This window comes from Pectobacterium jejuense, assembly GCF_026800125.1.
In the GTDB taxonomy this organism is placed as follows: domain Bacteria; phylum Pseudomonadota; class Gammaproteobacteria; order Enterobacterales; family Enterobacteriaceae; genus Pectobacterium; species Pectobacterium jejuense.
The window spans coordinates 32780-59771 of the sequence record NZ_JAPQKX010000003.1 but is presented as its reverse complement, the minus strand read 5'-3'; the positions used below and the strand labels follow the sequence as shown (position 1 = coordinate 59771).

General features: G+C 54.0%; 19 protein-coding genes. 12 read left to right on the top strand and 7 right to left on the bottom strand.

Translation table 11 applies throughout. The features are described 5' to 3' along the window. The first annotated feature begins 4 nt into the window (after positions 1–4). From rlmD to NXT09_RS06665, 7 genes are all read left to right on the top strand, one after another. Complete coding sequence (rlmD, locus tag NXT09_RS06695) at positions 5–1354, top strand: 23S rRNA (uracil(1939)-C(5))-methyltransferase RlmD (RefSeq protein ID WP_268579222.1); 1350 nt, start codon at positions 5–7, stop codon at positions 1352–1354. 53 nt (positions 1355–1407) lie between these two features. After that, complete coding sequence (gene relA, locus NXT09_RS06690; RefSeq protein WP_240583672.1) at positions 1408–3642, top strand: GTP diphosphokinase; 2235 nt, start codon at positions 1408–1410, stop codon at positions 3640–3642. A 460-nt stretch (positions 3643–4102) separates the two neighbouring features. After that, positions 4103–4915, top strand: coding sequence for a nucleoside triphosphate pyrophosphohydrolase (mazG, locus tag NXT09_RS06685; protein WP_268579221.1), 813 nt, complete (start codon positions 4103–4105; stop codon positions 4913–4915). Between the two features lie 226 nt (positions 4916–5141). Further along, complete coding sequence (gene pyrG, locus NXT09_RS06680) at positions 5142–6779, top strand: glutamine hydrolyzing CTP synthase (protein WP_010305827.1); 1638 nt, start codon at positions 5142–5144, stop codon at positions 6777–6779. A 98-nt stretch (positions 6780–6877) separates the two neighbouring features. Next, a complete protein-coding gene (gene eno / locus NXT09_RS06675) occupies positions 6878–8173 on the top strand; it encodes a phosphopyruvate hydratase (protein WP_010305823.1) in 1296 nt (431 codons plus the stop codon). A gap of 380 nt (positions 8174–8553) precedes the next feature. Then, positions 8554–10749 (top strand): TonB-dependent receptor, encoded by a 2196-nt coding sequence (locus NXT09_RS06670; RefSeq protein ID WP_268579220.1) that lies wholly within the window; start codon positions 8554–8556, stop codon positions 10747–10749. Positions 10750–10754: 5 nt separating this feature from the next. Continuing rightward, on the top strand, positions 10755–11831 hold the full coding sequence (locus NXT09_RS06665; protein ID WP_268579219.1) for an ABC transporter substrate-binding protein: 1077 nt from the start codon (positions 10755–10757) through the stop codon (positions 11829–11831). A gap of 354 nt (positions 11832–12185) precedes the next feature. On the opposite strand, the gene NXT09_RS06660 is transcribed toward NXT09_RS06665, so the two are convergent. Then, entirely contained in the window at positions 12186–12863 is a 678-nt protein-coding gene (locus NXT09_RS06660) for a type 1 glutamine amidotransferase domain-containing protein (protein WP_268579218.1), read from the bottom strand. Between the two features lie 46 nt (positions 12864–12909). Further along, entirely contained in the window at positions 12910–14328 is a 1419-nt protein-coding gene (locus tag NXT09_RS06655; RefSeq protein WP_268579217.1) for a coniferyl aldehyde dehydrogenase, read from the bottom strand. A 169-nt stretch (positions 14329–14497) separates the two neighbouring features. Here NXT09_RS06655 and NXT09_RS06650 point away from each other — a divergent pair, with 169 nt between their 5' ends. The 3 genes from NXT09_RS06650 (at position 14498) to bglB (ending at position 18432) form a co-directional block, all read left to right on the top strand. After that, on the top strand, positions 14498–15388 hold the full coding sequence (locus NXT09_RS06650) for a LysR family transcriptional regulator (protein WP_039486189.1): 891 nt from the start codon (positions 14498–14500) through the stop codon (positions 15386–15388). Between the two features lie 301 nt (positions 15389–15689). Next, a complete protein-coding gene (locus NXT09_RS06645) occupies positions 15690–17249 on the top strand; it encodes an MFS transporter (protein WP_039530748.1) in 1560 nt (519 codons plus the stop codon). Between the two features lie 43 nt (positions 17250–17292). Further along, positions 17293–18432, top strand: a complete 1140-nt coding sequence (gene bglB / locus NXT09_RS06640) for a beta-galactosidase BglB (RefSeq protein WP_205551418.1) — start codon at positions 17293–17295, stop codon at positions 18430–18432. Between the two features lie 371 nt (positions 18433–18803). Here the strand turns inward: bglB and NXT09_RS06635 are convergent, their stop codons facing one another. Both NXT09_RS06635 and NXT09_RS06630 read right to left on the bottom strand, forming a co-directional pair. Next, positions 18804–19550, bottom strand: coding sequence for an SDR family oxidoreductase (locus NXT09_RS06635; RefSeq protein ID WP_268579216.1), 747 nt, complete (start codon positions 19548–19550; stop codon positions 18804–18806). A gap of 8 nt (positions 19551–19558) precedes the next feature. Further along, positions 19559–20542 carry an MBL fold metallo-hydrolase gene (locus NXT09_RS06630; protein WP_268579215.1) on the bottom strand — a complete coding sequence of 328 codons (984 nt, stop codon included), beginning with the start codon at positions 20540–20542 and terminating at the stop codon, positions 19559–19561. Between the two features lie 203 nt (positions 20543–20745). On the opposite strand from NXT09_RS06630, the gene queE reads away from it, so the two are divergent. Further along, complete coding sequence (gene queE, locus NXT09_RS06625; RefSeq protein WP_095701958.1) at positions 20746–21417, top strand: 7-carboxy-7-deazaguanine synthase QueE; 672 nt, start codon at positions 20746–20748, stop codon at positions 21415–21417. Between the two features lie 84 nt (positions 21418–21501). Here the strand turns inward: queE and queD are convergent, their stop codons facing one another. Both queD and NXT09_RS06615 read right to left on the bottom strand, forming a co-directional pair. After that, positions 21502–21864, bottom strand: coding sequence for a 6-carboxytetrahydropterin synthase QueD (gene queD / locus NXT09_RS06620; protein ID WP_010309068.1), 363 nt, complete (start codon positions 21862–21864; stop codon positions 21502–21504). Between the two features lie 82 nt (positions 21865–21946). Then, on the bottom strand, positions 21947–23281 hold the full coding sequence (locus NXT09_RS06615) for a glycoside hydrolase family 28 protein (RefSeq protein ID WP_268579214.1): 1335 nt from the start codon (positions 23279–23281) through the stop codon (positions 21947–21949). Between the two features lie 574 nt (positions 23282–23855). Here NXT09_RS06615 and NXT09_RS06610 point away from each other — a divergent pair. Next, a complete protein-coding gene (locus tag NXT09_RS06610; protein WP_268579213.1) occupies positions 23856–25148 on the top strand; it encodes an ABC transporter substrate-binding protein in 1293 nt (430 codons plus the stop codon). A gap of 55 nt (positions 25149–25203) precedes the next feature. Here the strand turns inward: NXT09_RS06610 and NXT09_RS06605 are convergent, their stop codons facing one another. Next, positions 25204–26883: a hypothetical protein gene (locus NXT09_RS06605; RefSeq protein WP_268579406.1), complete on the bottom strand. Its 1680-nt coding sequence runs from the start codon at positions 26881–26883 to the stop codon at positions 25204–25206. Between the last annotated feature and the right edge of the window lie 109 nt (positions 26884–26992).

Below are 26992 nucleotides of genomic sequence, written 5' to 3'. Positions count from 1 at the left end.
CATTATGGCGCAATTCTACTCTCCAAACCGGCGTGTGACGACCCGGAAAGCGATTCCTGCTAAGAACCTCACTGTTACGGTCACGTCGCTTGATCCGTTTGGGCAGGGGGTGGCGCGTCACGAAGGCAAGACGGTGTTTGTCACGGGTGTACTGCCGGGAGAGCAGGCCGAGGTTCAGTTGACGGAAGAGAAGCGTCAGTTTTCGCATGCAAAACTGAAACGCCTTCTGACGCCTAGCCCGCAGCGTGTTACGCCGCCGTGCCCCCATTTTACCCGCTGCGGCGGCTGCCAGCAGCAGCACGCAGACATCACGCTGCAACAGAGCAGCAAAACGGCTGCATTGGTGCGCCTGATGACGCGGGAAACAGGCGCAGAGCTGCCTGAAGCCTCGCTGATTGCCGGCACACCTTATGCCTATCGGAGGCGTGCGCGGCTTGCGTTATACTTTCAGGCAAAAGAGCAGCGCTTGTTGATGGGTTATCGGCAGTCAAATTCTCACGATCTGGTGGATATCAAAGTCTGTCCGGTGTTGCGCCCCGAGCTTGAAGCGCTGCTGCAACCGCTGCGCGACTGCCTGAGCCGATTAAAGGCGGTGAAGCGTCTTGGGCATGTGGAACTGGTGCAGGCGGAGAACGGTCCGCTGCTGGTGCTGAGGCACCTTGATCCACTGCATGCATCGGATCAGCAGGCGCTGCGTGATTTTGCGCAGCAGCAGGGCGTTTCGGTTTATCTGGCACCGGATGCCGACTCGCTGACGTGTCTACAGGGTGAAGAACCGGTTTATCACGTTGCCGGGCTGACGCTGGCCTTTAGCCCGCGCGATTTTATTCAGGTCAATGACGCGGTGAACCAGCAGATGGTCGCGCAGGCGCTGACATGGCTGGATGTGCAACCACAGGATAGAATATTAGATCTGTTTTGTGGCATGGGTAACTTCACGCTACCGCTGGCACAGCGCGCCGCTAGCGTCGTCGGCGTGGAAGGTGTGACCGCGTTGGTTGAGAAAGGACGCGAGAATGCCCGACGCAATGGGCTGTCCAATGTCACATTTTTTCACCAAAATCTTGAAGATGACGTCACCCAGCAGCCGTGGGCGGCTCAGGGTTTTGATAAGATATTACTTGATCCGGCACGTGCAGGCGCGGCAGGCGTGATGGAGCAGATAACCAGACTGGCACCGAAACGCGTGGTGTATGTCTCCTGTAACGCCACGACGCTAGCACGCGACAGCAAAGTATTACTGGCCGCAGGTTTTAGGCTGGCGAATGTCGCCATGTTGGATATGTTTCCACATACCGGTCACCTTGAGTCGATGGCACTGTTTTTGCACGATACCGGCACGCGAAAGGCGTAACAGGCAGCAAAGCGGCGTCGTTTGCAAGGTGAAGGGTAACGTAGGGAGAAATTATGGTTGCGGTAAGAAGTGCGCATTTGAATACGGCAGGTGAATTTGTCCCTGACGCGTGGATTGCTTCACTGGGTATTTCCAGCCAGCAATCGTGTGAACGTTTAGCCGAAACCTGGCGTTACTGTGAGCAGCAAACGCAAGATCACGCCGATGCATCGCTACTGTTGTGGCGCGGCATTGAAATGGTGGAAATTCTGTCCACGCTCAGCATGGACAATGACAGCATGCGCGCGGCGCTGCTCTTTCCGCTGGCCGATGCGAACGTGGTCGACGAGGCGACGCTGGAAGCCGCGTTTGGTAAAAACATCGTTGATTTGGTGCATGGCGTGCGCGATATGGATGCAATCCGCCAGCTCAAAGCGACGCAGAATGATTCCGGCGCGTCTGAGCAGGTCGATAACATCCGCCGCATGCTGCTGGCGATGGTGGAAGATTTCCGCTGCGTGGTGATCAAGCTCGCGGAGCGAATTGCGCACCTGCGTGAAGTGAAGGATGCCCCGGAAGAAGAACGGGTATTGGCGGCCAAAGAGTGTACCAATATCTATGCGCCGCTGGCTAACCGCCTGGGTATCGGCCAGTTGAAGTGGGAGCTGGAGGATTTCTGCTTCCGCTATCTGCATCCTGATGAATATAAAAAAATCGCCAAGCTGCTGCACGAACGCCGTATCGATCGCGCGCAGTACATTGACGATTTTGTCAAAACGCTGCGCAACGCGATGAAAGAAGAGGGCGTGCAGGCGGAGATCTACGGTCGTCCCAAGCATATCTACAGCATCTGGCGCAAGATGCAGAAGAAGGCGCTGTCGTTCGATGAGCTGTTCGATGTGCGTGCGGTACGTATTGTCGTTGAGCGCTTGCAGGACTGCTACGGCGCGCTCGGTATCGTGCATACCCACTATCGCCATCTGCCGGACGAGTTCGACGACTATGTCGCTAACCCTAAACCAAACGGTTATCAGTCCATCCACACCGTGGTGTTAGGGCCCGGCGGGAAAACGCTCGAAATCCAGATTCGTACACGGCAGATGCATGAAGATGCCGAACTGGGCGTGGCGGCACACTGGAAATACAAAGAAGGCACCTCCGTGGGCGGACGTTCCGGCTACGAAGGCCGCATTGCCTGGCTGCGTAAACTGCTTGCCTGGCAGGAAGAAATGGCGGATTCGAATGACGTCCTGGACGAAGTTCGCAGCCAGGTGTTTGACGATCGGGTTTATGTCTTTACGCCGAAAGGCGATGTGGTGGATCTCCCCACAGGCTCCACGCCGTTGGATTTTGCCTATCACATCCACAGTGATATCGGGCACCGCTGCATCGGGGCGAAAATCGGCGGACGCATCGTGCCGTTTACCTACCAACTGCAAATGGGCGATCAGATTGAAATCATCACCCAGAAGCAACCGAACCCGAGCCGTGACTGGCTGAACCCGAATCTGGGGTATATCACCACCAGTCGCGGACGTTCGAAGATTCAGAACTGGTTCCGTAAGCAAGATCGCGACAAGAACATTTTGGCGGGTCGACAGATCCTGGATGACGAACTGGCACATCTGGGTGTCAGCCTGAAAGCAGCCGAAAAACTGCTGCTGCCACGTTACAACGTGAATTCGCTGGATGAATTACTGGCTGCTATCGGCGGCGGTGATGTTCGCCTGAACCAGATGGTGAATTTCCTGCAATCGCAGTTAAAACAGCCGAGCGCAGAAGAGCTGGATCGTGAAGCGCTGCGTCAGCTGACGCAAAAATCGCATCAGCCAGCGGCACGCAACACGAAAGACAACGGCCGCGTGGTGGTAGAAGGTGTCGGCAATCTGATGCACCACATTGCCCGCTGCTGCCAGCCGATTCCGGGCGATGAGATCACCGGATTTATCACGCGCGGACGGGGAATTTCGATTCACCGTGCCGATTGTGAACAGCTGGACGAACTGCGCGCCAGCTCGCCGGAACGCATTGTCGATGCTGTCTGGGGTGAAAGCTACTCCAGCGGCTACTCACTGGTGGTGAGGGTGATTGCCAACGATCGTAGCGGGCTGCTGCGGGATATCACCACGATTCTGGCGAATGAGAAGGTCAATGTACTGGGTGTCGCCAGCCGTAGCGACACCAAGCAGCAACTGGCCACGATTGATATGGATATCGAGATCTACAACCTGCAGGTGCTAAGCCGCATTCTGGCGAAACTCAACCAACTGCCGGATGTGATCGACGCGCGGCGCCAGCAAGGAGCGTAAATATTGATTTCACCATCAGCCAGTTGAAAACCTTGTGCGGGTGTGGTGAAAGGTTTCGTGCGTGATTAGCTGTAATGTTCTTTGTGGCACCATTGCCACGCCCGACTGAGGGATGCTCAGACGCCGCATCCCTCAGAACCCAGGCTTTTGGCGAGAATTGTGCCGCGTTGCGGTTCCTTCGATGAACATGTCCGCTGTCGAGCCACCTGTGACGCGTTTACTCGCCCATAAATGGGGCTCGCCCTTCGGGCCAGCACAAGTGCTGTTCAAAAACGTTTTTGACGTTTTTGTCCTACGCGGCACAGGTTTTCGCCGCATCCATGCGGCTCACTCGGCGGTCATGTGCATCTCAGCACAATTTTCTACGCCGTTGAAATGAAAATAGTGATGTCTTGGCGCTTTTTAGCCGAAGTTGGCTGCCGTGTTTTGCTATTTTTACACAAATTTTTTCAGGAATATTATGACCGTACCTTTGACGAATATACCCCCCGTCGAGCGCCTGCTCGCCATCATGAAAACCCTGCGCGATCCCGAAAATGGCTGCCCGTGGGACAAGAAACAGACCTTTGACACTATCGCGCCCTATACGCTGGAAGAAACGTATGAAGTGCTGGATGCCATCAGCCGTCAGGATTTCGATGATTTGCGCGGTGAGCTAGGGGATTTGCTGTTTCAGGTGGTGTTTTACGCGCAAATGGCGCAGGAAAAGGGCCTGTTCGATTTCTCCGATGTGTGTAACGCCATCAGCGACAAGCTGGAACGCCGCCACCCGCACATTTTCGGCGACCTGACGCTGACGGACAGCGATGCCGTGCTGGCAAACTGGGAGCAGACCAAAGCGCAGGAGCGTGCGGAGAAAGATCGTCATTCGCCGTTGGATGACATTCCTGATGCGTTGCCTGCGTTGATGAAAGCGCAGAAAATTCAGCAGCGTTGTTCGTCTGTGGGCTTCGATTGGGACAGCCTGGGCCCGGTGCTCGACAAAGTGTATGAAGAGATCGACGAGGTGATGCACGAAGCGCGGCAAGCCGTTGTCGATGAAGAAAAATTAGGTGAAGAGATTGGTGATTTATTGTTCGCTACAGTCAATCTCTCTCGTCACCTGGGGCACAAGGCTGAGAATGCATTGCAGGCGGCAAATCGCAAGTTCACTCGTCGTTTTCGTGAGGTAGAACAAATCGTTACGGCATCGGGAAAAACGCTGGAACAGGCGACGCTGGATGAAATGGAAGCCGCATGGCAGCAGGTGAAAAAACAGGAAATAGGCCATTAATCCATTTTTAATCACAAACCGTATTTTTATCGATTTTAATGAGTTTATTGCATTGTTATTAAAGGTAATTATTGGTTGTGGTAAGGGCGGTTTTACCTCGCCTTCGAGTGTGTTGGAATCGCCACATTGTGTAAAACGAACATTTGTGGCGTTCATCAGGTTCAGGTATACTACTTTCCCGTCTTGGTACCTCCATCGTCTTTAAACCTAAACTCTCAGGTTCAGCATGACAACTAATTATATTTTTGTGACCGGCGGGGTCGTTTCCTCTCTGGGTAAAGGCATTGCCGCAGCCTCTCTGGCGGCTATTCTTGAAGCCCGTGGCCTCAACGTTACCATCATGAAACTGGACCCGTACATCAACGTGGATCCGGGCACGATGAGCCCGACGCAGCACGGTGAAGTGTTTGTCACCGAAGACGGCGCCGAAACCGATCTGGACTTGGGTCACTACGAGCGTTTCATCCGCACTAAAATGTCGCGCCGCAACAACTTCACCACTGGCCGTATCTACTCTGATGTCCTGCGCAAAGAGCGTCGTGGTGACTATCTGGGCGCGACTATTCAGGTGATTCCACATATCACCAACGCGATTAAAGAGCGCATCATTGAAGGTGGCGAAGGCCACGATGTCGTTCTGGTCGAAATCGGCGGTACCGTCGGCGATATCGAATCTTTGCCGTTCCTTGAAGCGATTCGGCAGATGGCGGTGCAAGTGGGCCGCGAACACACGCTGTTTATGCACCTGACGCTGGTGCCGTATCTGGCGGCGGCGGGCGAAGTGAAAACCAAGCCGACGCAGCACTCCGTTAAAGAACTGCTTTCCATAGGTATTCAGCCCGACGTGCTGATTTGCCGTTCCGACCGTACCGTGCCGGCCAATGAGCGTGCAAAAATTGCTTTATTCTGTAATGTGCCAGAAAAAGCAGTAATCTCCCTTAAAGACATTGATTCGATTTATAAAATCCCGTCGCTATTGAAATCACAGGGGCTGGACGATTATATTTGTAAACGATTCAGCTTGAACTGTCCCGAAGCGAACCTGTCAGAATGGGAACAGGTTGTGTATGAAGAAGCGAATCCGGGCGGTGAAGTCACTATCGGTATGGTCGGCAAATATGTTGCGCTGCCGGATGCCTACAAATCCGTGATTGAAGCCCTGAAACACGGCGGGTTGAAGAACCGTTTGACGGTAAATATCAAGCTGATCGACTCACAGGATGTTGAAACCCGTGGTGTCGAAGTATTGAAAGATTTAGACGCTATCCTGATTCCCGGCGGTTTTGGCTATCGTGGCGTCGAAGGGAAAATCATGTCGGCGCGCTACGCCCGTGAGAACAATATCCCTTATCTGGGCATTTGCCTGGGGATGCAGGTCGCATTAATGGAATTTGCCCGTAACGTTGCCGGAATGGAAGGCGCAAACTCAACGGAGTTTATGCCAGACTGTAAGTATCCGGTGGTTGCGCTGATCACCGAATGGCGTGATGAGAACGGCAATGTTGAAGTCCGTGATGAAGCTAGCGATCTGGGCGGCACCATGCGCGTTGGCGGGCAGCAATGCCATCTGACCGAAGGCAGTCTGGTGCGTCAGATGTACGGTGAGCAGACGATTATCGAACGTCACCGTCATCGTTATGAAGTTAACAACATGCTGTTGAAACAGATTGAAGCGGCGGGATTACGGGTTGCTGGTCTTTCCGCCGACCGCAAACTGGTGGAGATTGTTGAATTACCCGATCATCCCTGGTTCGTTGCCTGTCAATTCCACCCGGAATTCACGTCAACGCCGCGAGATGGACATCCCCTGTTTGCCGGCTTTGTGAAAGCCGCTGGCGCGTACCAGAAGCGTCAGGTGAAGTAAGAGTTATATCAGCAACGCGCGATCGCTATCGCGCGTTGTTCGTCTAGGGTTTTAGTTCTATCTAAAGTTTTAGTTTAACTTGTACTGAGGAAAATCTAATGTCCAAAATTGTTAAAGTCATCGGCCGTGAAATCATCGACTCACGCGGAAACCCAACTGTTGAAGCGGAAGTTCATCTGGAAGGTGGTTTTGTAGGTCTGGCTGCTGCGCCATCAGGAGCTTCTACTGGCTCTCGCGAAGCACTGGAACTGCGTGACGGTGACAAATCCCGTTTTCTGGGCAAAGGCGTAACGAAAGCCGTTGCTGCTGTTAACGGCCCGATTGCTCAGGCTGTACTGGGTAAAGACGCGAAAGATCAGGCGAACATCGACAAGATCATGATCGACCTGGACGGTACTGACAACAAATCTCAGTTCGGTGCTAACGCTATTCTGGCCGTTTCTCTGGCTGCCGCTAAAGCAGCAGCTGCGTCAAAAGGTCTGCCGCTGTATGCTCACATCGCTGAACTGAACGGCACCCCAGGTAAATACTCTATGCCACTGCCAATGATGAACATCATCAACGGCGGCGAGCACGCGGATAACAACGTTGATATCCAAGAGTTCATGATTCAGCCTGTTGGCGCTAAAACGCTGAAAGAAGCCATCCGTATGGGTTCTGAAGTGTTCCACACCCTGGCTAAAGTTCTGAAATCCAAAGGTATGGGCACGGCTGTTGGTGACGAAGGTGGCTATGCGCCAAACCTGGGTTCCAACGCCGAAGCGCTGGCCGTTATCGCAGAAGCGGTAAAAGCAGCAGGCTACGAGCTGGGCAAAGACATCACCCTGGCGATGGACTGTGCAGCGTCTGAATTCTACAAAGACGGTAAATACGTTCTGGCTGGCGAAGGCAACAAAGCGTTCACCTCTGAAGAATTCACTCACTTCCTGGAAGATCTGACCAAACAGTACCCAATCGTCTCTATCGAAGACGGTCTGGACGAATCTGATTGGGCTGGCTTCGCTTACCAGACCAAAGTTCTGGGCGACAAAATCCAGCTGGTTGGTGACGATCTGTTCGTAACCAACACCAAGATCCTGAAAGAAGGTATCGAGAAAGGCATCGCTAACTCCATCCTGATCAAATTCAACCAGATCGGTTCTCTGACCGAAACGCTGGCTGCAATTAAAATGGCGAAAGATGCAGGCTACACGGCTGTTATCTCTCACCGTTCAGGCGAAACTGAAGATGCAACCATCGCTGACCTGGCTGTTGGTACCGCAGCAGGTCAGATCAAAACCGGTTCTATGAGCCGTTCTGACCGTGTTGCTAAATACAACCAGCTGATTCGTATCGAAGAAGCGCTGGGTGATGCTGCACCGTTCAATGGCCTGAAAGAAGTTAAAGGCCAATAATTACGTCTCTGGCGTCATCAGCTCGCTGAGAACGCGGCCTGATCTACACCAACGTGATTAACCCTAAAAATCCAGAAGCGTGAAAATGTTTCTGGATTTTTTTATGGCAGACATCCCTGTTCGTCACCCCTCTATCCGTTGCGATGCAACGTTGAAAAACGCTCTGTTCCTTCCTTTTCCTGAATATCCGCTGCCCACTTTGTGGTATCGGTTATACTCCCCGTTTTTATATTTTAATTTTTAAAATTCAACGCTTTATAAAATAAATCCCTCTATGACTCGCCTTATTTTCTTTTTGTCATGTCTGTATAGTATGCAGCGATATATAAAAATTTACATATCGATTATTGACATAATATTGACCAACAGGGACATAGCAGATGAAAGCCCCAAGAAAAAATAATAGAAAAAAAGCACAGTGGTTATTGCCAGCATTGATGGTGGTTGTTCCACCTGTATTGAGCGCCGAACCGACAACAAGCAAGGTCAACGAAAAGGCAAAAGCGGCCGATGTTATGGTCGTCAAAGCGGAACGTAGTGAGGCGAATGCGAATCTGGCTGGCGCAGGTATGACGACCGATGATGTGGAGATCGGGCCGCTGGGGAAACGCTCACGGTTAGATACGCCGTATTCGACCACGACCGTGACGGAAGCCATGATTGCCAATCAGCAGGCGAAGAACGTTAACGACCTCCTGAAATACAGCGCGTCCAGCCAGATGCAAGCGCGAGGGGGCATTGACGTTGGCCGCCCGCAAAGCCGTGGCATGCAAGGCGATGTGCTGGCGAACAGCCGGTTGGATGGGTTAAACATTATTTCTACCACGGCATTCCCAGTCGAAATGCTGGAGCGGCTGGATGTGATTAACAGCCTGACTGGCGCACTGTATGGGCCTGCCAGCCCGTCCGGCCAGTTTAACTTCACGCAGAAAAGGCCCACGGCACAAACGCTGAACCGCTTTACCGCAGGCTATTCCGGTAAAGGCGCTGCGATGGGCCATGCCGATCTCGGTGGACATCTGGGTGATGAAAACCAGTTCGGCTATCGCATCAACCTGCTGCACGATGAAGGCGAGGGGAGTATCAGCAACAGCACGCTGAGACGGCAACTCGCCAGCGTCGCGTTTGACTGGAATCTCTCACCCGACACGGTGCTGGAAGTTAACGCCAGCGAGTATCGCTTCAGAAAAATGGGTTATGCCAGTGGCTTTTCCTATGGTCCGACGATTCAGTTACCTAGTGCACCGGACGTGACAAAACAGGGATACGGGCAGAGCTTTGCGGGACTCGATCTGGTGACGAAAACCGCCAGCACACGCCTGAAGCACTACTTCAACAATAACTGGTATGCCTCGGGCGGGGTGGGTTATCAAACTGCCGATCGTGGTATGCGCTCGCTGTCGAATGCGATTACTAACAATCAGGGCACTGTGAGTACCTCTCTGACGCAGCCTTATACCGCTGGACGCTTTAAGGTATTGAGCAATACGTTGCAACTGAACGGCCATATTGATACGAACGGGCCTTCTCATGATGTGGTATTCAGCACCACCGGATACCAATGGACAATCTATAACGGACTGGGGAATAGCAAGCGCTTCCCGTTGGGAAACAGCACCATTGATTCACCGCGTAGTTATACCGATCCTAGCGATGGGCGTTTCTATCTGGGATCGGGTCGCTATAAATCCAGCCGTACCAGTCAGCAGGCTATCACCGCTGGCGATACCGTTACGTTCAACGAACGCTGGTCGGCGATGGGCGTGGTGAGCCAAAGTTGGATCACCTCACGCAGTTTTGGCTCTGATGGTGGAGTGACACGCGATACTGGCACCAGTCCGACTGTGTCATTGATGTATAAGCCCTTGCCTAACGTGATGACCTATGTCGCCTATGCTGATTCACTGGAACAGGGCGGCACTGCGCCAACAGATGATTATGTGGTGAATAAAGGGCAGACGCTGAAGCCTTATCGCAGTACGCAATATGAAGCGGGTGTGAAATCGCAGTGGGATGGGATGAACCTGAACGCGGCTATTTTCCGTCTGGAACGTCCCTTCGCGTATGTCGCCTCAGATAACGTATTCAAAGAGCAGGGTAATCAGGTCAATACAGGTCTGGAATTGATGGCGGATGGTGAAGTGCTTTCCGGCTTGCACCTTTACGGCAGCATGACGTTATTGGATCCCAAGCTGAAGGACACCGAATTAGCTGCAACGCGTGACAAGAGAGTGGTCGGGGTGCCGAAGATTCAGGCCAATCTGCTGACGGAATACAGCCATCCGTCTACGCCTAATCTGGTCTATATCGCGAATCTTCACTACACCGGTAAACGTGCGGCCAATGACACCAACACAACCTGGGCGGGTAGCTACTTTACGCTGGATTTGGGCACACGCTACGGCTTCAAACTGTACGATAAGCCTGCGGCATTTCGTGTTGCACTCAATAACGTCACCAATGAACGTTACTGGGCTTCGATATTCCCTGGCAGCACGGACGGTATTAACGGCGGTGCCAATGCGTTTGTCGGCGAACCACGTGAAATTCGCGCTTCTCTGACCGTTGACTGGTGAGTGTGATGTTGAAACGTAACCTTACCACGCGGTATCGCGAGTATTTGCTCAATGCGTTAGTGTTGTTGGCGGTGAGTTTCTCTGGCGTGCATCTGGTTCAGGCGGAAACGCCTGAACCCGCTACGCGGACGATTCACTATTACGGCGATCGCACTGTGACGGTGCCCGCGACGGTTGAGCGGGTTGCCACCTCGTGGAATGCGCAAAACTCGATACTGGCGATGCTGGGCTATGGCGATCGTATTGTCGGGACGACGAAACTCGTGCGCGATATGCCGCTGTTCCGCCAGTTTGTGCCGTCCATTACGCAGGCATCGCTGGTCGCTCATAGCGGAAACATGGGAATTAATACGGAAGCGCTGATTTCTCGTCGTGCTCAGGTCTTTTTCGTGTCGGACAGCGTGCCGGTTGCTGAAGCGGAAGCGCTGAGTAAAGCGGGGATTGCTATTGTACCGCTCCGTTATAACTCGCTGGCGGCAATGGTCGAACGCACGCTGATTACCGGTGAGGTTCTGGGGCCGGACGCATCGCGTCGGGCGCAGGATTTTGCCGCCTACTATCAGGATAACGTCAGGCGCGTGACGGAGGTGATCCAAAATATTTCGTCACAGCAGCGTGTGAAGGTCTACCATGCGGTTGGCGATCCGCTAACGACATCGGGGCGTCCTTCGTTGAATCAGGACTGGATGGATCTGGGCGGCGCGATCAACGTGGCGGAGCCGTGGTTTAGCCGTTCTGGCGTGACAACGGCACCCGTGTCGCTTGAGCAGATTTTTCAGGCCGATCCCGATGTGATTATTACGATGCGGGCTGACGATGCGAAGGCGATTCGGCAGGATGCGCAGTGGCAGCAGCTACGTGCGGTAAAACAGGGGCGCGTTTATGCGAATCCGCTAGGGATGTTCTGGTGGTGTCGAGAAACGTCGGAGCAGGCGTTGCAGTTTCTTTGGCTGGCAAAAACGCTGTATCCGCAGCAGATGCAGCACATTGATATGGCAAAAGAGACGCATGATTTCTATCAGCGCTTTTACGGTATCGATTTAACCGCGCAGCAGGTGGATACAATATTATCTCCACCCTGATGATACTCGTCATACTTCAAGCTGCTTGTGCGTTGGTTGCCTTTACTCACCCCAGTCACTTACTTGAGTAAGCTCCTGGGGATTAATGAGCTTCATAAATGAAGCTCACCCTTCGGGCCAGCGCTAGCGCTGTTCAAATCGGTTCTAACCGATTTGTCGTGCAGTTGCCGCGTTACAAGGCCATAAATGGGCCTTGCCCTAAAGGGTCAACGCGTAGCGTTGTTCAAAACGCTAACGTTTTGTCACGCATCTCGAATTATTTAGAGTATCGTAGGATAGCTTCATTTAATGACAGGGCCGCATCGTGATGCGGCCCTGTTTTTTAGACACAGACAAATGAGGGGATAGCGCGGATTAAGCCAGCTGCTTGAGAATCGCTTTAGCAACCACTTCCGAGCTTGCCGGGTTCTGACCGGTGATCAGCTTGCCGTCTTCAACGAGGTACGGTGCCCAGTCAGGGCCTTTTTCATACAGGCCGCCGAGTTTCTTGAACTCATCCTCAATCAGGAAAGGTACGACGTCCGTCAACTGAACCGCTTCTTCTTCACCGTTGGTGAAGCCTGTCACTTTGCGGCCTTTAATCAGCGCGTCGCCATTTTCTGCTTTCACGTGAATCAGTACGCCTGGCGCGTGGCAGACAAACCCGGTCGGCTTGTTGGCGTGTACAAAGGCTTCGATGAGCGCGATAGAGACTGGCGATTCTGCCAGATCCCACAGCGGGCCGTGACCGCCAGGATAGAAGACCGCATCGAAATCCTGTTCGTTGACGGTATCGAGTTTTACCGTATTGGCCAGTTCCTGCTGCGCAGCTGGGTCCGCTTTAAAGCGATGCGTCAGTTCAGTTTGAAAATCGGCCAGATCGCTTTTCGGGTCGAGAGGCGGCTGGCCGCCAGCAGGGGAGGCGAGCACCAGCTCGGCACCTGCATCTTTAAAGGTGTAATAAGGGGCGGCAAACTCTTCCAGCCAGAAGCCGGTTTTATTGCCTGTGTTGCCCAGTTTGTCGTGAGAAGTCAGGACCATTAAAATTTTCATTATTTTTCTCTCTATGGTTGCAGGATGATTGGGTGAAAGCTGCCGATTACCCTTTCAGGACGGCAACGATCGCGTCTTGTTTTTCATGGTAAGGCGCACGCAGTGTCAGGTTAGACGCGCCATCTTCACTTTGTATGACAATCGGTTTGGCATGGCTGAAACGGCGGAATCCGTGAACGCCGTGATATGCGCCGATGCCGGATGCGCCGACGCCACCGAATGGAAGTGTGTCGATAGACACGTGCGTCATCACATCGTTGATAACCAGCGCGCCTGATGTCGTTCTGGCAGCGAAACGCTGCTGCATAGCGTCATCGTTGCTGAACAGATACGCCGCCAGCGGGCGTGGATGCGCGTTGATGTAGTTAATCGGTTCTTCTGCCGCCTGATAGGTTTTAATCGGCAGCAGCGGGCCAAAAATTTCTTCCTGCATGATCGTCATATCATCATGTACGCCGAACACCAGATGCGGAGCAATTTTGCGGCTTTTCGCATCGTAGGACGCTTCGCCTTCCGGTGCCAGACTGACGACGATCGCGCCTTGCTGCTCAGCCTCTTTCAGAATACGAATCAGGCGATCATAATGCTTGTCAGCAATGATAGACGTGTAATCCGGGTTCGCCTGTAGCGTCGGGAAACTTTTCTGCATAAACGCTTTCGCCGCATCGCGGAAAGCCTGCTCTTGGCCTTCGGGCAGTAGAACGTAGTCCGGTGATAGGCAGATTTGCCCGGCGTTGAAGGTTTTCACCGTCAGCGTGCGTTCAACGGCTTCGGTGATGTTTGCGCTGCGATCAATCACGACCGGTGATTTGCCGCCCAGCTCCAGCGTGACCGGCACCAGATTCTCTGCTGCGGCGCGCATCACGTGTTTCCCAACGGCGGTGCTGCCGGTAAAGACCAGATGATCGAACGGCAGTTCGCTGAATGCCTGACCAATTTCTGCATCCCCCAGCACCACGGCCAATTCCAGCGGATCAAAATAGTGGGCAATCAGTTCTGCCAGTAGTTCAGACGTACGCGGTGTGAGTTCTGACGGTTTCAGAATCGCGGTATTACCGGCGGCAAAAATGTCAGCCAGCGGGCCGAATGACAGGTTTACCGGGAAGTTCCACGGGCTGATCACGCCAATCACGCCCAGCGGTTGATGCTGAATCCACGCCTGCATGCCGGGAGCCGGTTCATCCACGGATTCTGGCTGCATCCAGCGTTCAACGTTGTCGATGGCGTTCTGAAGTATTTTCAGCGTGATGCCGATGTCGGCAGCGAACGAGTGATACAGGCTGCGATGGCCGAAATCATCACTCATGGCCTGCGCGAGCGCCGCATGGTTTTCACGGAGTAGGTTGATGCTGCGCTGTAAGCGATCTTGACGCAGCGCGGCATCGGCTGGGCCAGATGCAATGTGAGCACGCTTCATCGTATTCAGGATGGCTTGTAAATCCTTTTTGGATTGTTGTGTCGACATGTTTTGTCCCCTTTTAGTCGTCGATTACCAGAGAAAACAGAAAGTTAGCCGGGGTTTCCGGGTCACTCAAGATGGGGTAAAGGATACGGCAGGGGTTGATCCGTCCGCCAACAAGATTATTATTCGAGGGGTATAAATAATTTTATATCTCAGTCTCTATAGGTACTGTATGTCACTCATTCGTCTACGCACATTTGTGGAAGTCTATCGGCAGCGCTCGATTAGCGGAGCGTCGCGCGCGCTCAATCTGACTCAGCCGGCGGTGTCGCAGCACATTGCCGGGCTGGAGGTGGCGGTGGGGCGGCGTCTCTTTGAGCGTCAGGCAAATGGTGTGACGCCAACGTCGGCGGCAGACGACTTAGCTGCGGATCTGGGGGACAAGCTCGATGAGGCCGAGGCAGCGCTGGCGTCTGCCCGCGCGAGGTCAATGGACGTCTCAGGGACGTTGCATATCATTGGTCATGCGGATTTCATGGCTGAAGTGGTGTCGGAGCAGCTATTGCCGCTGCTTGAAGCGGGCGTGCGGGTGCATATGCATACCGGTGACGGCGATTTGATTAAACAGATGCTGCTGGAAGGGCACTGTGATTTGGGTATAACGGCACACCCGGTGACGGATAAGCGGCTGAAAAGCGATTTGTTAAAGAGTGCGACACTACAGGCGGTGGCGGCTCCCGCGATTGTCGAACGGCTATTGCAGACGGGCGATCTGCCGCAGGCGCTGGCGCAGGAACCGATGCTGGCGTATGACCTTGAGTTTCCTCTGATCGATCACTGGTTGAAGAAGAACCGCATGGAGGAGAAGGGGCTGGTGCCCGCCGTGGTGAGTCAGGATCTGCGTGCGCTGCGCCGCGTGCTGACCAGTGGATTTGGCTGGACAGTGATGCCGGTGTATTTATGTCAGGACCTGCTGGATACGGGGGAGCTTGCCATTATTCCGCCTCCTGTCGGCACAACGCAGCTGGATTACTATCTGGCCTGGGTACCGGGTGCACTGCGCCAGCCGCGCTTAGCCCACGCGCGGCAAACCTTTCTGTGGCGATTACAGCACGCTGAATAGCGCTAGTCTCTGCTAAAAAAGCGCCATTTTTCAAGACATCACGAGGCAACGTCCGTTGGCGACGCTGCCTTTCTTCCTGTTGGCTTCTTATCTTCTATCCTGTGATCGCCATAAACGAACTGCTGGTTTCGTTCAGTTAAAATGGCTTTTTATAAAATCTTTGAAGCGGATCGCACCAATCTTCCCTGTGCTGCCAGCGTGGGGCGCGTGGTGGCAAAAGCGCAAAGGTTTTCACGATCGCCGGGCGCTACCGTATCAGCGTGACACCTTCATAATTAAAAATGTTCGGGGAAGGATGGCGATGAAAACGCGTAAGATCGGTTTGGCTAACTATTTAGCCTACGGTTCAGGGGACTTTCTTGGTGCTGGTACAACGGCGCTGACGGCCGCTTGGTTACTCTATTTTTACACCACGTTCTGTGGCTTAACGCCGATTGAGGCAACGTTTATTTTTGCGATGGCGCGTGTGCTTGATGCCGTCGTCAGCCCGCTGATGGGCTTCCTGACTGATAACTTCGGTTCAACCTGGCTGGGCAAACGCTTTGGCCGCCGCAAGTTCTTTATTCTGCTCGGTATTCCCTTCGTGTTCAGCTACAGCTTCATGTGGGTCGGGGATATGAGCTATTGGTACTATCTGCTGACGTACCTGCTGTTTGATATCGTCTATACGATGGTGCTGGTGCCGTATGAAACGCTGGTGCCGGAAATGACCGACGATTTCAAACAGAAGACCAAATTCTCCGGCGCTCGCATCGCGCTGGCGCAGCTGTCTGCGATTTTGGCCGCGTTCCTGCCAGGCATCCTGCTGGGTTACTTTGGTAAAGACAACGCTATTTCCTTCTTCTATTCGAGTCTGGTGTTCTCCGTTATCTGTGCGCTGGTGCTGACGCTGGTCTATTTCTTTACCTGGGAACGGCCGCGCGATCAGATGTCGGAAGCATCGCTGCGGGCGGAGAAAGAGCGCCAGTCTCTGACGTTAGGCCAAAGCCTGAAACGGTTGAACGTCGAACTGGTTTCCACGTTGCGTATTCGCATTTTCCGTCAGCATCTTGGGATGTATCTGGGCGGGTATATCGCGCAGGACGTGTTTAACGCCGTGTTCACCTATTACGTGGTCTTTGTGCTGATGCAAAGCCCGACGATGGCGTCTAACCTGATGGGAACGATGGCGATTCTGCAATTCATTGCGGTGATCGGCATGATTCCGCTGTGTATCCGTTTTGGACCGGCTCCGTCTTATCGTTTGGTCGTGTGCCTGTTTGGCGTGAGTGCGCTTTCCTACGCCGTCTTGTGGTACAGCGGCCTGCACGACACCTTCTCTCTGCTGCTGTTGATTTCTGCGCTGGCTGGTATCGGGCGCGGCGGGATCAACTACGTGCCGTGGAACACCTACACTTACATCGCGGATGTGGATGAGGTGATCACTGCGCAGCGTCGCGAAGGGATCTTCGCTGGGATTATGACGCTGACTCGTAAAGCCTCTCAGGCCGGTGCGGTGATGCTGGTAGGCGTTGTGTTACAGCTCTCCGGCTTTGTGTCCGGCCAGAGCGTACAGGCACCGGGCGTTAGCCACACCATTCTGATGATTTTGAGCTTCGGCACCGTCGGCGTGCTGGCGCTGGGCTTCCTGGTTTCTCTGCGCTTTAAACTCAACCTGCAAACGCACAGCGTGCTGCGGGAAGAGACGCTGAAAATGCGTGAAGCCGGGCGTCCTGTGCCGGAGAAGATTACGCCGCAGGCGCGGGCAACGGTCGAAATGCTGGCTGGTATGCCGTATGAATCGCTGTGGGGCAATAACAACATCGGCTACCTGAACCGCCATAAAGGCGACAAGCCGGTCACGCACGCCACGCAGCCGTAACTGTATTGAACTGTTAACTGATAACTCAATTGGATGAATGACTATGACCGTATTCAGTGTAAAACATAGCCCGCTTTTACGTCAGCCAGAACGCTTCATCTCCCGTGAGGATCTGAAGGCGCTGATTTGCCGTATCACCGACAATCTGGTGAATATTGAGGATAAAACCGGTGAGTTCTTGTTACGGCTGGACGATGGTCGGGTAATTGATACCAAAGGCTGGGCGGGATGGGAATGGACGCACGGCATCGGGCTGTACGGGATTTATCAGTATTACCAGCAGACGGGCGACGAGCAGATGCGTGCCATCATCGACGACTGGTTTACCGAGCGTCTGGCGGAAGGTACGCCGACGAAGAACGTGAACACCGTGTGCCCGTTCCTGACGCTGGCTTATCGCTATGAAGAAACGGGCGATGCGCGCTGGTTGCCGTATCTGGAGCGCTGGGCGGAGTGGGTGATGTACGAAATGCCGCGCACGGACAAGCAGGGCTTGCAGCACATTGTTTATAACAATGAAAACCACCAGCAGCTATGGGACGACACGCTGATGATGAGCGTGCTGCCGCTGGCGAAAATCGGGAAGCTGTTAAACCGGCCGGAGTTTGTGGAAGAGGCCACGTATCAGTTCCTGCTGCATGTGCAATATCTGATGGATCGCGAAAGCGGCCTGTGGTTCCACGGCTGGACGTTCGAGGGGCAGCACAACTACGCCAAAGCACGCTGGGCGCGTGGTAACAGCTGGCTGACAATTGTTATTCCTGAATTTATCGAACTGCTGGATCTGCCAGAAAACAACGCGACGCGCCGCTTCCTGTTGCAGGTGCTGGAAAGCCAGATTGAAGCATTGGCGAAATATCAGGATGACAGCGGCCTGTGGCACACGCTGATCGACGATCCGAATTCGTACCTTGAAAGCTCGGCAACCGCCGGTTTTGCCTACGGTATTTTAAAAGCGGTGCGTAAGCGCTACGTCGACCCGAGCTACGCTGAGGTGGCGGAGAAAGCGATTCGCGGCGTGATTAATCACGTCAATCAGGACGGCGAACTGACACAGGTGTCATTCGGCACGGCGATGGGCAACGATCTGGATTTCTACCGCAATATCGCGCTGACCTCCATGCCGTACGGTCAGGCAATGGCGATCCTGTGTCTGGCGGAATATCTGCGGGTATATCTGTAACGGGGTAACGTGAGCGTTGCCTCTTAGTCATATCGGTTATGCTGGCTAAGAGGCTCGTTTCGTGCGCGATACCGCCGCTATTCATATGCGATACCGTATACGCGCCCGACACAGGGAGGCTCAGTCGCCGCCACCCTGTGAACCCTGGCTTCCTGCTAAATTATGCCGCTGCGCGGTGCCATCGGTGTTCATGACCGCAATTCGAGCCGTCAGTGACGCGTTCCCGACGCGGCACTGACTTTCGCGGCATCCATGCCGCTCACTCGGCGGTCACGCCCACCGCTGCATAATTTTTACGCTGGATAACGACAAAACCCATAATAATTCGCAGAGTTTGTGCATAAGAAGCTAGTGACGATAAGAGGGATGTTTCATTTCCCACCCGCCAGATCGATAAAATTCCCCGTGACATAGGACGCCTCATCCGATAACAGCCAGCCTATCGCTTGTGCGACCTCCATCGGGTGACCACCTCGCTTCATCGGCAGTGAATGCTTGATGCGATCGACCCGTGCCGGTTCGCCGCCGTCAGCATGCATATCGGTATAAATAAAACCGGGACGCACGGCGTTAACTCGAATGCCCTGATCGGCGACTTCCAGCGATAAGCCAATCGTCAGCGTATCAAGCGCGCCTTTTGATGCCGCATAATCAATATATTCATGCGGTGAACCCAGCCGGGCTGCGGCGGATGACACGTTGACGATAGCCCCGCCTTTTCCGCCATGACGGAACGCCATACGTTTGACCGCTTCCCGAGCACAGAGAAAACTGCCCACCGTGTTGGTCACAAAAATGTCGTTAAGCCGCACGGCATCAAGCTGTTCAATGGTGGCTTGAGGTTTAAGCATCGCGGCGTTATTCACCAGACCCGTGAGGCAGCCAAGTTCTTTATCCGTCCGCTTAAAAAGCTCGATAACCTGCTCTTCATCGGCGATATCGACCTGAACGGCGATGGCCGTTCCGCCACTTGCGCGAATCTCTTCGAGAGCGCTATTCGCACTGTCCTGCTGGGTGCGGTAGCCGATGCAAATCTTGTGGCCTTTTCCGGCCAGATAGCACGCGGTTGCGCGGCCAATGCCGCGCGAACCGCCAGTAATCAAGGTAATGGATTCCACTCTGATACCTAGTTCTTTAGTCCTGCCACACTGTAGTTCGCTGGAAGCCAGCGGTAGCCGTTGGTGGTGCCGTTGCGTTCCAGACGCGTACCCACATGGCCGATGCCGGGGAAGGGCAGGTGAGCACCCGCAACCCAGTAACCCTGACTGGCGGCGTCAGCCAGCGCTTTATTACGGGATTCCGTCGCCTGATCCATATTGGAGTCAAAGCTGATGGTGGTGGTCGGTAAGCTCATCTGTACCGCTTCCGCATGAATGATGTCTCCCCACGCCAGCAGCTTTTTGCCTTCGCTCTCAATCAGAAAAGATGTGTGCCCCGGTGTATGTCCCGGACTCGGAATGGCGGTAATGCCGGGCAGGAGTGTTGTTTGCTGAGCCGGGAACGTTTTCAGCTTGTTCTCTTTGCGAACAACATCAAAGGTACTTTGCACGCGTTGGAACGCGGCCTTTCTGTTCTCTGGCGCACTCTTCAGATTATCCGGGCTGAGCCAAAAATCGGTTTCTGGCTGGCTGACATATACGGTGGCATTTGGGTAATTCAGCTTATTGTCCTGCACCAGACCGCCAAAATGGTCGCCGTGCAGGTGAGTCATCAACACGGTATCGACCTGCTCAGGTTTGTAGCCCGCTGCAATCAGGTTCGGCAGCACTTTTCCGACCGTAGGATTGCTCTGTTTACCGTTGCCCGTGTCGATTAGAATCAGGTGTTTGCCGGTATTGACCAGATAGGCGTTGATAGAGGTTTCCACCTGCGGTGTCAGCGCTTTTTCTGCCAGCAGTTCGGTGATTTTTTCCGGCGGGGTGCGCTGTAACAGTTTATCCATCGGCATGGTATTGGTGCCGTCAGACAGCGCGGTAATTTCGAACTGGCCCAGCATCATGCGGTAATAGCCCGGCTGGGTTTTAATCTGCGCGATATCCTGCGCCTGAGTAAATGCAGGCACAAAGGCACAGGAGACGAGTAATAGGGCGAGAGGTTTCAATAACTTCATTGATTCTTATCCTTGTTAATAATGAAACGTATGAAAGCAGGTGAAGTTGTAACAACAGATTGATTATTGACGCACCGGCCAAATTACTCAACTGTCCCTGATGTCGTGTGCTCCAGCCAGATTTGCCCGCGCATTGCTGACGTCCTGCAACGCGAATGATTTAGGGTATAATGCATTTTTAAGTGAACGAGACAGTGAAAACCATGCAGTACCCGATTAATGAAATGTTCCAGACGTTACAGGGCGAAGGCTATTTTACCGGTGTGCCGGCGGTGTTTGTGCGCCTGCAAGGCTGCCCGGTCGGCTGTAGCTGGTGCGATACCAAACATACCTGGGACAAACTGGCAGAGCGGGAAACCTCATTGGATCAGGTGCTGGTAAAAACGGAAGAGAGCGATGCCTGGGGCGCGGCAAGCGCGGACGACATTCTGGCGCTGATGGTGCAGCAAGGCTACACGGCACGCCACATTGTGATCACCGGTGGTGAACCCTGCATCCACGATTTGGCACCGCTGACGCTACAGCTGGAAAAGCAGGGCTTCAGCTGCCAGATCGAAACCAGCGGCACTCATGAGGTGCGCTGTTCGCCAAAAACCTGGGTGACGGTATCGCCGAAAGTGAATATGCGCGGCGGTATGAAAGTGCTCGATCAGGCGCTGCAACGGGCGGATGAAATAAAACATCCGGTGGCGCGTGAGCGTGACATTGAAGCGCTGGATGCGCTACTGGCACGGCTTGATGATGATAAGCCGCGCATCGTAGCGCTACAGCCGATCAGCCAGAAAGACGATGCGACCAAGTTGTGTATCGAGACCTGTATCGCCCGCAACTGGCGGCTGTCTATGCAGACACATAAATACCTGAATATCGCCTGATATTCATTTACTGATAATAGCGGCCGATCGTAGCGGCGTGAGAGAGGGATGCTCACGCCAGACTACAGCACCACCACTGCTTTATTACTCGCCTTTATAGACGCAGCCAGCGGTGCAGGTTTCTTTCACCATCACGGCGCTGAGCAGCGGTAATGTCGGCTTCAACTGGTGCCAGATCCAGTGTGCCAGCACTTCGCTAGTTGGGTTTTCCAGACCGGGGATCTCATTCAGATAGTGATGATCCAACCGTTCCCATGTAGGTTTAAACGCGGCTTTCAGCTCAGAGAAATCCATCACCCAGCCGGTATACGGATCCACTTCACCGGTAATTTCCAGTCTCACCATGAAAGAGTGCCCATGCAGCCGCCCGCATTTGTGGCCGTCTGGTACGTGAGGCAGATGATGCGCGGCTTCAAACTGAAAATCTTTAAAGAGTGTAGTGACCATAGCGATGTTCCCGGTTTCGTTCTGAAAAAGGAGCTCTCAGAACATAGTATGCAAAAAACCGTCGCATACTACCCGAAAGTGCTTATTCTTCCAACTGCACGATCGCGGCATGATGCCAGCCGGAAGGCAGCGGATCGGGACGGTGGATCGTCATGTGGCTGGTGGTCAGGTTCAGGACGCCACGGGCAAAGAGCGCGGGGATGCCGCCAGGGTAGTGCTCAACGCCGAATGCACGTCCCGTTGTGGGATCGACCCGATAGGCATTGTCCAGCCCCATACCCGTCGGGCGTTCTGGATTGCAGGGCGGACGCACATCGTACATGCCTTGTTCCGGTGAGTCGCTCTGCCGCTGTTCGAGATGCACGGCATGGAAATGGACATCACGAATGTAGCCTGCAGGGGTGCTGTGCAGGTTAATCGCTCCCTCGCTGATCCCCGCGATCTGAGAAAATTGTACCGCTTCGATCCGGCCCGGTTCGATGGCGGGATCGCGATAGCGCACGGAGATAAAGATCGGATCGGCCTTGCCCCAGTGGCACGGATGCGCGGCGACGCACTGGAATGTGATATTGCTGAACTGTAGGCGTCGGAACGTGCCGCCATCGCGCGAGATCAGGCCGATCGCACGGTTGGTATCGTAAATGGCGCAGTTGCTGACGGAAATATCTTCAATATCGGCAAAGGTTTCGGTGCCGATCTTCAGGGCGCAGCTCTTGGATCGTAACAAGCAATTGCTGACGACGACCTGCTGCACCTTACGTTGCAGATGGGGCGGCTTATTAGTGGTTTTGATGCACAGCGCATCGTCGGCGGCGCTCAGCGAGCAATTGCTGATTTGCACCTGCTGGCAGCTGTCGAGATCCAGCGCATCGGTATTTGCCATGCTCAGATCGTTATCAATCGTCAGACGTTCGACGATGATTTGGCGACAGCTGACCAGATGCACGGTCCACATCGGCGCGTGTTCAATCGTAAAATCACACAGGCGGACGTGTTCGCAATCCTCAAAGACCACAATACGCGGGCGATGTTGTGCAGGCAGACGATAGCCTTGATCGTCGGGCTCCGCCGAGAAATAGGCGTCGGCATTTCCCATAATCTTACCCTGACCGCAGATCGTGATATTGCTCTGCTGGTAAGCATAAAGAAACGCCCGGTGCGACAGTTCGGCCATGCTGATCGTGGTGGCCTGCGCAAACTGTTCATAGTCACCGCTGACGATTAACTCAGCCCCCGCCTCCAATTGCAGACAAAAATTGGAAGGCAGCAGTAATCCCCCTAACAGATAGCGCCCCGGTTCCACCGTCAGGGTACCGCCGCCCTGTGCCGCAATCCGATCGATAGCCTGCTGAAAGATAGCGGTATCCGGCGTGATGCCGTCGGCGGCGGGGGAGTATGACTGAATAGAGTGCTTCATCGCTTTATCCTATCTGATCGAGCCTGCTCCGATTGCAGCACGTTTGCTGGCCTTTGGCTGTGCCTGTGGTGGTTAAATCTGCGGAGGTTGGAGCGGGCTTCACAGCGCGCGGCGCGCGGCATCAGAGAATGTGAAAGGCATAACGAAGAGGGCGATGCGGCGCGTTATGCAGTGTGTGTTTCATCACACTTTTACGCCGTTTTTTCTCTTTCGCCGCGCACATGGCGTAGTTTTGTTGTTTTTGTGTTTCTTATTTGTGAATTAAATCTCTTTTTGGTGTGGTGCGTCGGTTAATGATGTGAGGCACCTCCCTGCCGCGTCACATTGGGCTTACACCGCGTGGTTGAAACGCCCGCTAACGCGGTGCAGCCATCAGCATTTCTTCCGTCAGCCCCGCAAATCAGACGTTTTCCCGCCGTGATGACTAGCGCGATAAAAAGGGTTCTGCCTATCTTGTCAGGGTCGAGAAATGGTTTGATTCACGGCTATGTACCCGACCTGCTTTCTCATCCATACGCCACACCAGTACGCCAGACACACGCACAAACACAATAATAATGTCGTTGGGGGAAAAATGAGATTACCTGGACTGATTGCCATCGCCTTCTCTGCGCTCTGTTCGTTCGCGCAGGCTGCTGAACCTGTGGAATTACGCCTCTCCTGGTGGGGAGGAAACAGCCGCCATCAGGCGACCTTGAGTGCGCTGGAAGCATTTCAGAAAAAGTATCCGCACATCAGCGTGAAACCAGAATATACCGGTTGGGACGGGCACCTATCCCGCCTGACGACGCAGATCGCCAGCGGCGAAGAACCGGATGTCATGCAGGTTAACTGGAACTGGCTGCCGATTTTTTCCAAGACTGGCACCGGCTTTTATGACCTGAATAAGCTGACCGATACGCTGAAATTACAGGATTTCCCCGAAGATGCACTGAAACCCGCGACGATTGACGGTAAGGTGAATGCGATTTCCACCTCGTTGAATGCGCTGGTGATGTACTACAACACGGAAACCTGGAAGAAGGCCGAACTGGCCTATCCGACCACCTGGGATGAGCTGTTCCATGCGGGCAAGGTGTTTAAAGAGAAACTGGGCGATAACTATTTCCCCATTGCTTCACCTGCACAGGACAGCGGTGAAGGCATGCTGGAACTGATTAACTATTACATGACGCAGAAGTACCAGATCGGCATGATCGATGAAAAGAACAAACGCTTTAACTACAGCGAGGCGCAGTGGATCGAGGCGTTTCGTTTCTATAAGCGTTTGATCGACGAGCATGTGATGCCGTCTTCGAAGTATTACAACGCGTTCGGCAAGGTCGGGATGTATGAAACACGCCCCTGGATTAACGGGGAATACGGTGGGGCACACCTGTGGATTTCGGTTGTGAAGAAATACGCCGATCCGCTGGCGGCACCCAGTAAGCTCGAATTAGGGCCATACATCATGACGCCGGGATCGGATAACTCCGGGCAGTTCTTCAAACCGTCAATGCTGTTTGCCATCAGCAAAAATACCAAGCACCCGAAAGAAGCGGCGCTGTTGTTGAATTATCTGATGAACGATCCTGAAGGCGCGCTGCTGATGGGCACCGAGCGCGGCATTCCGCTCAGCCGTATCGCCAGACAAGCGCTGGAAGAAAAGCAGAAGCTGGATATGAACGATTTGTCGGTTGCCGGGCTCTCGATGGCGCTGGAAAAACCGATGCAAACGCCCGTGTCCTCGTATCTTGAAGATCCACAGCTGGCCAGCCTGATCCTGCAAACCATCGAACAGCTCGACTATGGCAAAAAGAGCGTGGAAGAATCGGCGAAAAACTTCAGCAACTCTGGCGATCGCATCCTGAAGCGGGTTATTCGCTAGCAAGCGACTGACTAAGATCGTTATTGATTAAGATCGTGTAGTAACTGCCGGTGCGTTACGTGAGTTCAGCCAACTGCTGTTGCAGGCTATCGGCTAACGCGCGTGGACGCCCGGCATCAAACATCACATGTAGGCTCACCGGGTAATCCCGGTGTTGCAGGCAGAAATCCTCCATTTCATGCCCAATCCCGTATAGCGCCTGAATATTGGTTTTGGCGATTTCCCGCAGCGTCCAGTTGTTCTCCACTTGTTTGCAGTAGTGCAGCGTAAAGAAGGCTTTCTGCGCGTGAACAAAGGCGCGGCAATACAGCGTCAGACCGCGCCATTCCTGCTGCCAGCGCACGTTAAGCGCTTCTGGCATCGCGTGTTCGCGGGAGAATTGCAGTGCGGCCTGCTGGCACTGTTCCGCCAGCTGCCAGGCGGCATCTTTCTCTTTCGCAATGTGATAGAGATTCTGCGAAGCCAGCTCTGCATGCTGCGGATCGAACGTAATATCCTGACCGGAACCCGGTAGCCAGTGGTTGCGATTGAGCTGACCGTACAGGCTCCAGATCGCCTGACCAAAGCTGGTCGGCAGCAGACTGTGGCGATGGAAAACGTGGTGGCGTGCGTACAGCGACAGGGAAATGGCCTGATGAGCCTGATCCAACAAGGCGAGCATCGTGTGCAGCACCGTATCGTCCGGCTGCCATTGGTAGCGCGCCATTAGCCACTGTGCGAACAGCGTGCTTTCGTTTGCCGCTGCGGTCTGGTTAGTCAGCAGTCGGGAACAGGCAAACAGCGTAAATTCGCTCAGTGTGCCGATCACGCTGTGATTATCCACCCCTTCCCAACTGATGCGGCACAGCGCGCTGACAATCGCGGGATTTTTCTCCCGACACCATAGCAGACGCCCCTGAACTTCGGTGTAGCGCAGGAAGGGGAGATTGCCCCAGCCGACTTCTTCGCCAGCCAGATCCAACTCAACCCAGACTTCACGCCCGCTGACGCCCAGCAGTGCGGGGTTATTGGGAAACTCCGGCCAGAAGCGTTCCGGTGTGACTTTGATGGCGACGGAGACGGATTCTGGCAGAGTACGAATGGCGTTCAGCACATTACCGATATCCTGATGGCTGGCGGGAAACGCACGTAATACCAGATGGCGCTGGTGGTAGTGCATCACGCGGGCGACGGCGGAAAATAGGCGGTGGTAGATTTGTTCGCTGTCGGCGTGGGTCGGCCAGAGCGTGGTAACGGGAACGACGCCGTTGATCGCATCGCCGGAAGGGGCGGAAAAGCGCAGCAGGCTATCGCTGTTGGAGATCGCCAGCAGCAGGCCGCTCAGCCGCGGGATCTGCTGCATCAGCAGTTCGACTTTGGCGGCAAGGTAGTCGCACCAAAAATCGGTATCCATGCGGAGGCTATGTTTGTCGTCCAGCAATTCCGGGTGATGGAGCAGTAAATCTGTGGGAAACGACAGCTCTTTGCATTGCAGATATAGCGCTAGTCCCTGTTCACGGCAGTGCGCCGCGACCTGATTCAGGTAAACACAGCGTGAACGCTGCTGGCTGCTGATGCGATCGTCAAAACGCGCGTTATTGTAGGCTTCCGGCGTTACTAGCTTATCCAGCAAATCCGCCGCGCCCAGCACCAGCGTATTGAAACCCTGTTCACGGGCGTAATCGACGACCGAGATGACCTGTTGCCAGTGCCAAATATCCTGCGTATTGAGTTCCAGCGCGCGTCGTTGCCACATCATTTTTCTCCCGTTGCCACTGGCGTGAGTATCGCATTGATGTGTTATCGCAAAGGAGAAATTCCCTGAGTGAACGCCAGAAATGTGAGCCTGTTCGCTAATCGCGAGC